The sequence below is a fragment of the Paenibacillus lactis genome (assembly GCF_017873605.1).
Classification (GTDB): Bacteria; Bacillota; Bacilli; order Paenibacillales; family Paenibacillaceae; genus Paenibacillus_AQ; species Paenibacillus_AQ lactis.
This window is the reverse complement of record NZ_JAGGKI010000025.1, coordinates 26,961-39,395: the sequence shown is the minus strand read 5'-3', so window position 1 is coordinate 39,395 and position 12,435 is coordinate 26,961. Positions and strand designations below refer to the sequence as shown.

The 12,435-nt window shown below is 49.3% G+C and carries 11 protein-coding genes; 5 read left to right on the top strand and 6 right to left on the bottom strand.

Annotated features, from left to right (window positions below; genetic code table 11):
• Positions 1 to 17 precede the first annotated feature (17 nt).
• Positions 18 to 1,394 (top strand): Na+/H+ antiporter NhaC, encoded by a 1,377-nt coding sequence (gene nhaC, locus J2Z18_RS27390; RefSeq protein WP_210095633.1) that lies wholly within the window; start codon positions 18 to 20, stop codon positions 1,392 to 1,394.
• 338 nt (positions 1,395 to 1,732) lie between these two features.
• Complete coding sequence (locus tag J2Z18_RS27385) at positions 1,733 to 2,143, top strand: VOC family protein (protein ID WP_210095632.1); 411 nt, start codon at positions 1,733 to 1,735, stop codon at positions 2,141 to 2,143.
• A gap of 105 nt (positions 2,144 to 2,248) precedes the next feature.
• Here J2Z18_RS27385 and J2Z18_RS27380 read toward each other — a convergent pair whose 3' ends face one another.
• The 4 genes from J2Z18_RS27380 to J2Z18_RS27365 form a co-directional block, all read right to left on the bottom strand.
• Complete coding sequence (locus tag J2Z18_RS27380; RefSeq protein ID WP_028404462.1) at positions 2,249 to 3,112, bottom strand: alpha/beta fold hydrolase; 864 nt, start codon at positions 3,110 to 3,112, stop codon at positions 2,249 to 2,251.
• A 69-nt stretch (positions 3,113 to 3,181) separates the two neighbouring features.
• Entirely contained in the window at positions 3,182 to 4,930 is a 1,749-nt protein-coding gene (locus J2Z18_RS27375; protein WP_210095631.1) for an ABC transporter ATP-binding protein, read from the bottom strand.
• Positions 4,899 to 6,731, bottom strand: a complete 1,833-nt coding sequence (locus J2Z18_RS27370) for an ABC transporter ATP-binding protein (RefSeq protein ID WP_210095630.1) — start codon at positions 6,729 to 6,731, stop codon at positions 4,899 to 4,901. The genes J2Z18_RS27375 and J2Z18_RS27370 overlap by 32 nt, the downstream gene beginning before the upstream one ends.
• Positions 6,732 to 6,935: 204 nt before the next feature.
• A complete protein-coding gene (locus J2Z18_RS27365) occupies positions 6,936 to 7,892 on the bottom strand; it encodes a helix-turn-helix transcriptional regulator (protein WP_210095629.1) in 957 nt (318 codons plus the stop codon).
• A 325-nt stretch (positions 7,893 to 8,217) separates the two neighbouring features.
• Between J2Z18_RS27365 and J2Z18_RS27360 the strand changes: the two genes are divergently transcribed.
• Positions 8,218 to 8,790, top strand: a complete 573-nt coding sequence (locus J2Z18_RS27360) for a PadR family transcriptional regulator (RefSeq protein ID WP_210095628.1) — start codon at positions 8,218 to 8,220, stop codon at positions 8,788 to 8,790.
• Positions 8,774 to 9,754 (top strand): BtrH N-terminal domain-containing protein, encoded by a 981-nt coding sequence (locus J2Z18_RS27355; RefSeq protein ID WP_210095627.1) that lies wholly within the window; start codon positions 8,774 to 8,776, stop codon positions 9,752 to 9,754. Before J2Z18_RS27360 ends, J2Z18_RS27355 begins: the two co-directional genes overlap by 17 nt.
• 56 nt (positions 9,755 to 9,810) lie before the next feature.
• Here J2Z18_RS27355 and J2Z18_RS31080 read toward each other — a convergent pair whose 3' ends face one another.
• Positions 9,811 to 9,897: a histidine kinase dimerization/phospho-acceptor domain-containing protein gene (locus J2Z18_RS31080; protein WP_376773075.1), complete on the bottom strand. Its 87-nt coding sequence runs from the start codon at positions 9,895 to 9,897 to the stop codon at positions 9,811 to 9,813.
• A gap of 490 nt (positions 9,898 to 10,387) precedes the next feature.
• Between J2Z18_RS31080 and J2Z18_RS27345 the strand changes: the two genes are divergently transcribed.
• Positions 10,388 to 11,350: a cation diffusion facilitator family transporter gene (locus tag J2Z18_RS27345; RefSeq protein WP_007131029.1), complete on the top strand. Its 963-nt coding sequence runs from the start codon at positions 10,388 to 10,390 to the stop codon at positions 11,348 to 11,350.
• 198 nt (positions 11,351 to 11,548) lie between these two features.
• Here J2Z18_RS27345 and J2Z18_RS27340 read toward each other — a convergent pair whose 3' ends face one another.
• On the bottom strand, positions 11,549 to 12,337 hold the full coding sequence (locus tag J2Z18_RS27340) for a class I SAM-dependent methyltransferase (protein ID WP_210095625.1): 789 nt from the start codon (positions 12,335 to 12,337) through the stop codon (positions 11,549 to 11,551).
• Positions 12,338 to 12,435: the final 98 nt, after the last annotated feature.

Sequence of the window (12,435 nt, the reverse complement as noted above, 5' to 3'; positions counted from 1 at the left end):
TAAGGAGCTCCAGCATCATGGAACGACAGCTTGGTTTTGTACAAAGCATCATTCTTATCGCTTTCATTCTAGCATTTCTGTTTGTTTCGATCTTTATATTCAAGGCGGAGCCTCATATCCCGCTTCTGGGCGCAACGATCGGCACTGCCGCCATATTACGCCTATACGGATTCTCCTGGAAGAAGCTTGAATCCTCTATCATACAAGGCATTCAATCCGCGATTATGCCGATCTTGATCCTTTCGCTTATTGGCATATTAATTGCCGTGTGGATGATGAGCGGAACCGTGCCGACCATACTGTATTACGGCTTGGATTATATCGAACCGCATTATTTTGCAGTGAGCGCGTTATATGTGACGATCATTGTATCGATGTTCACCGGCAGCTCGTTTACCACGGTCAGCACGGTCGGCGTCGCCTTGATGGGAATTGCCATGACGACGGGAATTTCGCTTCCTCTGGCAGCGGGGGCCATCGTCTCGGGTGCCTGTTTCGGGGATAAAATGTCTCCGCTGTCCGATACGACGAATTTTGCGCCTGCCGTGGCCGGCATCTCTTTGTTCACCCATATTCGTAATATGATGTATACCACGGTACCTGCGTTAATCATCACAACGATATTATTTCTTCTGATCCCGACGACCGGGTCTATGGATTTGAGCTCTATTCAGCCCATCAAGGAGTCGCTGCAAGACGGGTTTCATCTTCACTGGTTAACGCTGCTATCACCCCTTGCGGTCATTGTATGCTCGGCAAAGCGTATACCGATCCTTCCCACATTAATAGCAGGCATCGTTACCGGACTGTTGATAACGGCATTCGTTCAACAGCAAACCACGATAAGCAGCTGGTTTAGCGTGATGCAGGGCGGTTACAAGAGTAGCATCGTGAATGAGACTGTAGCTCAGATCGTGAATCGTGGCGGCCTGCAATCGATGATGGGGTCGGTGTCCCTGATCCTGATCGCCTTATCATTAGGCGGCTTGCTGCAGCACTGCGGAGTCATCGAAGCCTTGTTCCGTAAATGGATTGAGCCGCTGAAACGGCGCAGCAGCATTGTTCTTATGACGGGCGCATCATCGATCGCCGTTAACGGCATGACAGGGGAGCAGTATTTATCCATCCTGCTGCCGGGCCAAATGTTTAAGGATGAGTATACCCGCAGACAAATACCGGCCAAAACCCTGTCACGAACCTTGGAGGATTGCGGAACCCTTGTCAACCCTCTGATTCCATGGGGCGTCAGCGGAGCTTTCTTCGCTGCCACCCTTGGCGTTCCGGTACTAGAATATACCCCGTTCGCTGCATTCCTATGGTTAAGTCCGATATTCACGTTCGCCTTTGCCTTGATTCCGCAATTACAACGAAACTCGCTGGGAGAAAGTAAGTGATATCAAGCTTCAACTCTGGTCTTGTACCCTATCAATTAGGATACAAGGCCTTTTTTATTATGAGCTATGCGGGTATAGCTTCCTTCCATATTCGCAGGATTCCGAGTATGGCTCACTGGATAAGCGCTGCGTGCTCAAACGGCTTCGATTCGTTTCCGGTGGATGTGAAGATTAGTTTGTTGACATTATAGGTGCCGCTGGCCGGCGGGCAAATCTATTGGTTTGCATGAAAATGAGTGTGGAGGGAATAAAGAAAGGATACTTGAGCAATCGAGAAGAAATATGCGGGTATTTTAAACGCTATAATTAAAGGGATTGAAAAGAAGGGGGGATGTTCGATGATAAAGTTAAACGTGTATTTGAAATTTAATGGTCAAGCTGAAGAAGCTATGTTCTTTTATAAAGATGCGTTGAAGGTTGATTTGGCAGGACCAATTGTACGCTATCAGGATATGAGTCACAAAGAATTACCGGATGAAGACAAAAATCTTATTTTAAATATGGGTCTTGATTTAGGTGAAAGTATATTAATGGCAAGCGATACCAGGGAACCCATGCACTGGGATTTGATCCCAAATGTAACGATAAGTCTTAATCCAAAATCCCGGGAAGAAGCTGACCGCTTATTTGCGGCATTAAGCGAAGGGGGAACTATAATATATCCGATTGCAGATCAACCATGGGGAGATTATTTTGGTCATCTTAGGGATAAGTTTGGTGTAGCATGGGATGTTATGGTTAATGACTGAATACCTCCTCTCATTCAATATTGGAAGACCCTAGAATCGAACAAGCCTCTTATACGCCAATTGACTTTGCCCTTTATTTCTGCAGAAATAAAGGGCTAGGTCACATCAGTCTAAAGTTAAAAAGTCATAAAGCTCAGGTTGTGCGGCTAAAAACGACCCAAAGTGATCATAGTCTTGCATCCGCCTCAGTTTCGCGTTCGGGATGATAGATGCTAGGTAATCCGCATAGCGAATCGGGACAACATGATCGTCTTCGCTATGCCAGAACGCAACGGGCACGCGTATTTTTTGTAGTGGGATGTTCCATGGTTGACCAAAAATCACATAATCATCTACCATTCCGTCCACTTGCCGAGTTGCTTCGATACCGGATTGCTTAAGAACGGGAACCAGGTCGTCCGAAATTAATTTTCGATCCAATTCTGGAAGGTTATCGATATAATATTCCGTGAAGCGGTCTGGGTTAGCATTGACCATATTTGCTAACTTAGTTATATATGCTCGGGTGAATTCAGGACCCTGAAGGCAAACCTTTTCTTCCGTAAAGAGACAGAGCCCCTCTTGACCAAGGATATCGATAGGACCCATTCCACAAATAACGGCCGTTTTCCGAACGCGTGTTGGCATTCTATACGTACAGGCAAGAGCAAAAGGCGCCCCCCCGGAAATCCCGACAATAGAAAACCGCTTAACACCAATTTCATCAGCCAAAGCTTCAAAATCCTGGCACCAATCATCCAGTGTTCTTCCCGCTTTTGCATCCGATAACCCGTACCCAGGTCGTTCTGGTACGAAAATTCGCAACGGAACTGGGCCTTCTTGTGCAATAGATTCCAGCCGGGCAGCGTAGATTTGGTAGCGTGCTCCCGGCGTTCCATGGAATACAAAGACCGCTTCACCATCAATTTGACCATACTCTGCACATCCAAGTTTTCTGCCATCATTCAACATCACGGTATAATCCCTCATATGCTCATCCTCCATGCTCATTCATAAATTTAGAAACCGCGTGCTTCCTCACCATCACTGCCCGTTAGCTTAAGGACGGTGGTCAGGGAATATATCTGGTTGCTGGGGCGAATGCTGCCGACTCCATAACCGGGCATACAGGCCATTCGACGAAAGCAATTCATCATGGCGGCCCTGCTCCACGATCTGCCCATGATCCATTACAACAATCCGGTCGGCATGCTGCACGGTCTTAAGCCGGTGAGCAACGACGATGACGGTTCGGCCTCGAACAAGACGATCGATTGCTTTTTGAATCTCGGCTTCGTTCTCGGGATCCAGAGAAGCCGTTGCTTCATCGAGGAGAATGATCGGCGCATTTTTCAGCATCGCCCTGGCAATGGAAATCCGCTGTTTTTCACCTCCCGACAATGTGCTTCCTCCCTCACCTACCATCGTGTCGTAACCTTGTGGCAGCTTCAGGATAAAATCGTGACAACAAGCAAGCCGCGCTGCTTCCTCGATTTCCTCACGCGTTGCGTCCTTTCGGCCGAACCGGATATTGCCTGCGATCGTATCCTGAAACAGGTACACATCTTGAAACACCATCGATACTTTGTGAAGCAATGCTTCCGGGTCCATGGCACGAATGTCCTCCCCGCCCATTATCACCGTTCCCTTATCCGGGTCGTAAAAACGGGCAATGAGCCGAAGAATCGTACTTTTGCCGCTGCCCGAAGGGCCGACCAATGCGGTAAAGGAACCCGCCGGCATGCTTAGGCTCACCTCCCGGAGAACCTGCTGATCCATGTAGCCAAACGTAACTTGCTTCAATTCGACATCATGATTTGCAGGGGGCAGCCGCTCTCCTTGCATGACCGGCTCCCGCAAAAGCTGCACGATGCGTCCGCCCGCCTGCTCGAGATAGCGAAGCTCCGCATAACCGGCGAGCGCTGTCATCAACGGATCGAAGATTCGGGTTCCGATGATCAGGAACGCTACGAATGTGATGACATCCAGGCTTCCGCCGAGCAGCAGATGAACACCAGCCATGACCATCAGGGTTAGACCGCCACGAATACAGGCAATCGCGCTCAGTACAATGGGCCCCACGATCCCTTCGAGGCGGATGCTCTGCCGCATCAATTCCCTGAATGAGCTTTCAAGCCGGACAAAACGTTCTCCTGTCAAGTTATAGGCTTTGATCACCCGGATACCGTTCAAGTATTCTTGCAGCCGGCCTCCGGCATCGATCTTGGCCCGCATATGCTGCGAGCCGAGTTTGCGCTGGATGCCGGACGTCAAGAACACCAGCAGGATGGCCAAAGGCATAGCCGCGAACAAGGAAAGCGCGAGGCGCCAGTCGAGGAAAGACAGGCCGATCAAGGCCAGAACCGGCATGACGACGGCTCCGATCATCTGCGGAACCAAATGGGAGATGCCGTGCTCCAGCATCGCAAAATCGCCCGTTATCATATTGGCCAGATCACCCGGATCCCGCTTGTTCAGGTATCCCAGAGACAGCTTGCGCAAATGCTCGGCCAGCCGAGACCGTCCGTTCGCCGCCGCACCGTATGCGTCGCGGTATTGGGCTCGATAAGCAGGAATTTCGCAGACAAACAAGAGAACGAGCGAAGCCGCCAGCCCACCGCACACCCACCAGAGTCGTGCCGTATCCAGCGGGATATCGGGATGGACAAACGGGTTAAAGATCAATCTCGCCGCTTCCACCAACAGCGCAAAAGGAATGATCCCCGCCAGGTTGGCAATCGTCGTGTAAAAAACAGGTTTGACGAGCGAGCGCGGATTATCCGCCGTAATGCTGCGCAGCATGTTCATGTTCAGCGTCCACCTCCCCTTTGCCCATATGCCAAGCTGCCGCTTGACGATAGGAATTCCACATGCGTCCGTACAGGCCGCCCGCCGAGAGGAGCCCTTCATGCCTTCCCCGCTCGACGATTCTCCCGCTGTCCATGACGAGAATTTGTTCTGCATCCCGAATGGTGGACAGGCGATGCGCGATGACGATGACCGTCTTGTTTTTCATCAATGTTTTCAACGCCAGCTGCATCTCATGCTCGTTCTCCGGGTCGGCAAACGCCGTCGCTTCATCGAGCACAAGGATGGGGGCGTTTTTCAGGATCGCTCTAGCCACGGCGATCCGCTGTTCCTCCCCGCCGGACAAATAAACGCCTCCTTCTCCAATCAGCGTGTCATACCCAAGCGGAAGGTCCTCGATGAATGCATGGCACTGCGCCGCCTTCGCCGCGGCGTACACATCTTCCGGCGGCGCGTCCGGCCGCCCAACCGCGATATTGTTGTACACGGTGTCGTAAAACAAAAAGGATTCCTGAAACACGAATGCAACGGTGTTCATCAGATCAGGGGTCGCTATTTCGCGGATATCCACATCGCCGATGCGAATCGATCCCGTGTTCACATTCCAGAAACGAGGCACCAGGTTCGCGATGGTTGATTTGCCCGCTCCTGACGGACCGACGAGCGCCGTCACTTCCCCTTGGCGGGCGGTAAAGGAAATGTCCGCAAGCGCATCGGTATCCGCATGCTCCGATCCATACGAAAAAAAGACGTGATCGAATGTAACATCGAATGAAGTCGGCCGGCTCGGATGCTCGGGCTCCGGCACATGCGGCTCCGCCAATATGCGGTCGATGCGCTCCACGCCCTCGTTAATATCCCTGATCGTTTCGGCCAGGAACATGATTTTAAACATCGGGGCGGATATGCCCGGTGCCATGACCAGGAAAAACAACAGAACAGAGGCGAAGGCGACGCTGCCCGGATCGCGGCTTAACAAAAACACGCCGACAGGCAGAATAAACGCGGCTAACGAGCCAAGAATCACCTTGAAAATTAAAGATCCGTATTGAAACTGATCCGTTAATTTAACGCCATAGTCGCGGTAACGAATCATGTCCTGGTGAAACTGGCGAAAAGATTGTACGGTTTGTCCGAACACCTTGACGGCAGGCATCCCCCGCACATATTGGACGGCAGAAGCATTCATCCGTTCCAGTGAATCATAGCACCGCTTGAGGTTTTCTTTCGTCACCGACCCGCTTATGAGCGCGATCTGAACCGCGAAACCGAGAACAATCGGCACGATGCAAGCAATCGCCAGCCAAACATTCAGCGTGAACATCACGGCAATCATCAGGAGCGTGGTCACGGCAACATGTACGAGATCAGGTAACTGGTGAGCAATGAACGTCTCCACTTTCTCTACGCTATGTTCCAGCGTTTTCTTGACGGCTCCCGTCGATTTGCCGGTCAGCCATCCGAGCGGAAGCTTGCCGATATGGCCGGAAAGCTTGATCCTGAGACCGTAAAGAATACGGAAAGCGGCGATATGCGAAGCCATTCCCCCTGCGTACATCGTAATCAAGCCGACTGCGAAGCCGAGCAAAGCGATAACGCCAAAGCGGATCATCTTCGCTCCGTCAGCCAAAGCCGGGGACGCCGCGTGCTCCAACAACTCTTTCAAAATGAAATAGACGGAAGCGTAAGGCACCAGCATACAAATGGCACTAAGCGAAGATAACAGGCCGGAGACGATCATCAGTCCGCGCTTCTCTCCGGCGATTTCCAGCAGTCTGGCTATCCCCTTTTTATTTGTCATAGCTCTCCCTCGACCTTTCGAGTTTTATTGTATGTTGTATTTAAACAAACTCCATAATCCTTAGCGTACAGTCGAATCGTTTCCTTCTCTACCAGTAGACGGAGTATTTTCGCGGTTACAGGGAGCCATCGGTCCAAAACAAAAAGACTGCTCCGAAGAACAGCCTTTCCATAAAACAATTGTTCATGAATTCCATGCTACAAATCAAAATGAACGTCTAAGCAGGTTTCCGGGATTTACGCCGTACTTTTCCCGAAATGCCTCAGTAAAGTAACTGGGGTTGGAGTAGCCTACCGAAAGCGACGTTTCAGTCACATTCAAGTCTCCTTGCTGCAAAAGGAGAAAGGCTTTTTCCAGTCGTTTTTCCCTCAAATAACCAAATACGGTCGTTCCGTATAGTTCTTTAAAGCCAACTTTTAATTTGTTATCGTTCAGGCCGATCATACGGGACAGTTCGACCAGCGAGGGGGGATTCGCCATTCGTTCCAACATAATATCGCGCGCCCGCTGTATTTTTTGCCTTTCAATGCTAGATAGTCTCGGAGTCTTCGGCTCGGTAAGAAATGACTGAAAGGCCGATGACAGGAGCTCCAGCACATTGCACTCCAGTTCCAAGTTCTTCATGCTGCCTGTTTGCACAGACTGAGACAAGCGTTTAATAATTACGGCAGACGCGGGATCGATGGGCTCATCAAAAAGGCGGAAAGGCTTTCTCCCGAGAAGGCTGGAAAAATGAAGATGCCTGGCACCCGAGATATCCTCCATGTAATGATGGAAGGTCGAAACGGGAATCCCGACTGATAGTGCCTGATAAGGCTGATTTCCGGTAAATTCAAACAGCGCTTTCCCTTCGTCGATGAGTTGAAGCGCACACGTCCCGGGAACAAATTCGTACTGATTTCGTTCGACATGAATAACCCTCGTTCCTTGCAAACAATAGTGAAGCTCAACCATTGGCGTTGTTGTGGCTAGCGGCATGAGAAAATCGCCATGGAACATCAGCTCTTCAAACACGATCTCGAGATCGGGGCGAGGAACGAGTCGACGAATGCTTCCATCTCCGATCGGCGTATTCATCGTCATTTCCGACCCCTTTGTACTTTGCTGCCGCAGCCCGAATTCGTCGAAAAATAAATGAAAGTTATGATGGAAATCTGCCATTTTGTTCCTACCCCGTTTCGCCCAAATTGTTACTTCTGGATTTCGCAAAATTTATAAATATACTTTTTGTAGTACCATTAGCACCTCGATGATGTCTAAATTATAAAATAACTTTTCCCAGAAATATCGCCTTTTCTAAAAAAAGGCCAATAACTCTTCCCACATGAGATCGGTACAAGTCTACAAGATGAGTGCCTCCCCCTTTCGAATGTGCTGTTGGTCAACTCTGACCAGCCGTACGCGCCTCCATAGAACCCGTTATTGAACTTATATTTCACTGGTGTTATATTACATATGTGAAATAATAAATTTAAGGGGGTTCTTCATGCACCCTATTTCCAATGTCGAATTCATGCTGCTGCAAATGATCGCAGAATGTCGTCAAGCTTCGGGCTACGATATTAAGAAATTAGTCGATCAACGAGGCTATCGGGAATGGGCGAACATCGGCACGACATCGATTTACGTCGGACTGAAGAAGCTGAGCGATAAAGGATGGATTGCATCCGAGGAATCCGATGGAAAGTCCGGCAAGGGACCAACGCCGACCCGATATGTCCTCACCGAAGCCGGCATGGCCCAGCTGAAAGATGAGATCCTTGACAGTCTTTCGTCAGCACGTGAGCGCGACAACCGCTTCGATCTCGCTTTGGCCGCTATGCCTTTTATCGGGAACGACATGGCCATAGCTGCATTGCGTAAAAGGTTGGATTTTCTTCGGGAGGCTTCAGAAGGCATACGGCAAAAATTCGAATCCCAAGGCGGCGTTCGATTGCCGCTACACGTAAGGGCGCTGTTCTTGCATCCGCTCAGGCTGATAGAGAGTGAGCAAGCGTTCGTTGCCAGTCTAATTAATGAATTGTCGAAGGAGACCAGGGAAGATGACCACAATCATTGAAGGTTTCGTTTCTTACCCAGGCGAACATTGCGAAACGACTGCCATGGGCAATTTAATGCAGTTTGCGGGAGTCCAGCTGTCGGAGCCGATGCTGTTCGGACTCGGACAAGGGCTCGGATTCATTTATTGGGACTCGAAGGGAATGGATTTTCCGTTCATCGGCGGAAGAGTGAAAGTGGATCAGTTGACGGCCAACCTCGCCGACATGCTGCGTTTGACCGTTAACGTTCAAGAAACGTCCTCCGTCGATAAAGCGTGGCGGAACGTACGGGGCTGTATCGAACGCGGGATTCCGGTCGGGCTGAAATTGGATTCCTATTACTTGGACTATTTCACGAGCAAAGTGCACTTTGCCGGTCACTATGCGGTCCTATACGGTATGGATGACGAATACGCCTATATGGCGGATACCGGACAACAGGGCAGTCTGGTGAAGACGCGTTTGACAAGCTTGGCTGAAGCCAGAAATGCAAAAGGACCCATGAGTTCCCGGAATCGTTCCTTTACGCTCGAGCCGATTGACGCCTTACCTCCGCTCGCTCCCGCATTACGCCAATCCTTGACCAAGAATGCGCAGGACTATCTGAACCCGCCCATACGCAATATCGGGAATAAAGGCATCGTGAAAATGAGCAAAGAGATCCTGAAGTGGCCTTCCCGCAGCGGAAATTTCGAACATGATTTATGCCTGACCGCCTTGCTGATGGAGCGTGCGGGAACCGGCGGCGCTTTGTTTCGGAATCTGTATCGGGATTATTTGAAAGAATGTGCCGATCAATTAGCAGACCCGAGAATCGAGCAAGCCTATCTTTTGTTTACGGAAATCGCTCCAATGTGGGTCAGTGTCTCAGCATCAATCGACCGTGCGGGAAGAACGGGTAACCACCAGGAGCTACAGCAGGCATCCAATCTCTTGCTCGAGATTGCGGATAAAGAACGCACAGCCATGGAGTTATTGTTGTGAGAAATAATCGTTCCTTTGTAAAAAAGGATAGAGTTTCAGAAGGTATTCTGATGACTCTATCCCTTTTTCTTTATAATCTGGGCGTAACCTATGAGCGTTGTTAACGGAGGATTCATCTCGTGCGCAGCATTAGCGAAAAACACTTTGTTTTGTGCCTGAGCTTTCTTTAATGCATCTCGTTTCTGTTCAATGATACGGATTTGCTCCCTGATCCTCTGCACATCTTCTTAAACATGCCTGCCAATTCACTGATCTCATCGCGGGGAGGATACTCGCATATCCATGTTGTAATCCCCGGCATACACCTGCTGAGAGTTTTTGGATAACCGGGGGACAGACTTCGTAAAATAAGCGATCTCTCCACGTTGTGCTGCAGCCAGCTCCTTTCCTTCGCTATCGGTCGCGCCTCCCGCCCTCCCTTTTTCAAATTCTCATGAGGATACCTCTCACGGTTCAAACGGTATCGGACAGATGTATCATCCCAGCCTTACATGTATCGGATATGTAAATTTTTTCGCGTTACTTCGCTTTTCGCAACATGTCAAAAAAAGGCTTGCGTCAGTCGGAAAATGAGTGTATGATCATCTCATAAGAATATATGAGCAATTGTTCATATACGAGGAGGTAAACGTTATGAGCCATTCCAGCCATCCGCATTCCACCCATGATCATCATGATCACGGGCATGATCACAGCCATGGACATCACGGTCACGCGCATGCCCACATGCCAAATAACAAAAAGGGCCTGACCATCGCCCTGATCATCACAACCGGTATCATGTTTTTGGAATTTTTCGGCGGATTGATTACGAACAGCCTTGCCCTGCTATCAGACTCAGGCCATATGCTTAGCGATGCCGGCGCACTTGCATTAAGCCTTGCAGCCATGTTTCTGTCGGCCAAAGCCCCATCGGCGCGGAAATCCTACGGTTTTCACCGGTTCGAAATATTGGCTGCCTTACTGAACGGTGCTGCATTGTTTGTCGTTGCCGGTTCTATCATTTGGGAAGCCTATGGACGATTCTTTGAACCTCCGACCGTAGCCAGCGGCCCCATGATGGCGATCTCCTTTATCGGACTGTTTGCCAATTTGCTCAGTGCCTGGTTCCTGATGAGAAAAAGCGATGTCAAAGAAAATATCAATATCCGCAGCGCCTATCTTCATGTTCTTGGTGACGCGCTCGGTTCTGTAGGCGCCATCGCGGCCGGACTGATTATGAGCCTGACCTCCTGGTACGTCGCTGATCCTATTATCAGCGTGCTTGTCTCCCTGCTCATTTTGAAAAGCGCCTGGGGGGTCATCGCCAATGCGGTCCATATCCTGATGGAGGGAACACCGGCAGGCATCGATTCGGCAAAAGTACGCGAGGCGTTGATGGAGGTCGATGAGGTTGTGGATGTGCATGATCTCCATATTTGGACGATCACTTCAGGACTGAATTCCTTAAGCTGCCACCTTGTGATCGAAGACAACACAGACCATCAGACCGTGCTACAGCAGGCCGTCCGAGTAATTGAAGAAAAATTCAACATTACCCATACCACCATCCAGGTGGAAAATGGACAGCTCCAGCATGGTGAGCTAAAAGTTTAATGGACCGGCCGAACTGAGCAACTTTATAACAACTGTGCTAGGGGCGGCTGACTAAATCCGCCCTCAGCCTTTTACTGGTTAATACGAGGGGATGGAGATGGTGTGCCTAGCAGGATTCATTGTCGGCTATAGTGGAAGTTTAGGCCAGTAATTATACGCGAGAAATTTTCTCTAGATGTTGTCCCACAGCAATAATCTTTAGACCGTCACACGAACGATGTAGCGTTCAAAGGTTGTGGGTAAGCCTTTGTCCGTTGCGTTCTTTTCAAATATCCTTGTTATCTCCGACATAGACTGCTGAATTACCGATTCAAATACGGAAGGTTTTTGACCGAAAAGACTCATTCTAATTACGTCAATTGGTTCATGCAGGTATTCAAGGCTTCTTACCGTTTCAATCTTAGCATTCTCTAGTCCTCCCTCTTGTAATCTTTGCTTTATATTATCGAGTATAGGAGTACCTGAGGGAGAAGGTTCAAAAAAATCAGGAAATAACTCTGACAACTCCGATGTAATATGATCACCGGGGTGAAGAGCGATGAGTTTCCCACCCTGTTTAATGACTCTCTTTACGTCAAGGTAAGCTGAGGTAGGTCCTCTACGGTTATATGCACAGTCAAATTCCTCGTCTTCAAAAGGCAGCTTGTCTTTCGTGTTTGCCGTTATAAAGGTTACATTGTGCCGACCTGCATCATTTCCCTGCTTGATGAAGTCACTCGTTATATCTATACCAACAATATGCTTTACGACCGGGCTCCATTGTAAGGCAAACTCACCGTGCCCACAGCCAATATCCAGTACCTTCTTGCCCGGAACCATCTGAGACACTTCATTAGTGAAAATCAATTCACCATTGGGCTCAGTAATGGTCGATTTCCAAGAATACGAATACTGTCCTGTTAATCTTCCTAATTGAGCATACCACTCGATTGAATGGGGACGCACCCAATCCGTATGTGTTTTCGGATTAAACCATTTAATACTCATAAAACACCTCCAAAAATAATAGGGAAGAACTCATATAATAAAATTTACCAGTCAAACTTGCAATACAATTTCGGAAGAAAAAAAAGAGGGGCTTGGTC

Coding starts and splice junctions, on each gene's coding strand:
- nhaC (WP_210095633.1), top strand. CDS start 18: ATGGAACGACAGCTTGGTTTTGTACAAAGCATCATTCTTATCGCTTTC.
- J2Z18_RS27385 (WP_210095632.1), top strand. CDS start 1,733: ATGATAAAGTTAAACGTGTATTTGAAATTTAATGGTCAAGCTGAAGAA.
- J2Z18_RS27380 (WP_028404462.1), bottom strand. CDS start 3,112: ATGAGGGATTATACCGTGATGTTGAATGATGGCAGAAAACTTGGATGT.
- J2Z18_RS27375 (WP_210095631.1), bottom strand. CDS start 4,930: ATGAACATGCTGCGCAGCATTACGGCGGATAATCCGCGCTCGCTCGTC.
- J2Z18_RS27370 (WP_210095630.1), bottom strand. CDS start 6,731: ATGACAAATAAAAAGGGGATAGCCAGACTGCTGGAAATCGCCGGAGAG.
- J2Z18_RS27365 (WP_210095629.1), bottom strand. CDS start 7,892: ATGGCAGATTTCCATCATAACTTTCATTTATTTTTCGACGAATTCGGG.
- J2Z18_RS27360 (WP_210095628.1), top strand. CDS start 8,218: ATGCACCCTATTTCCAATGTCGAATTCATGCTGCTGCAAATGATCGCA.
- J2Z18_RS27355 (WP_210095627.1), top strand. CDS start 8,774: ATGACCACAATCATTGAAGGTTTCGTTTCTTACCCAGGCGAACATTGC.
- J2Z18_RS27345 (WP_007131029.1), top strand. CDS start 10,388: ATGAGCCATTCCAGCCATCCGCATTCCACCCATGATCATCATGATCAC.
- J2Z18_RS27340 (WP_210095625.1), bottom strand. CDS start 12,337: ATGAGTATTAAATGGTTTAATCCGAAAACACATACGGATTGGGTGCGT.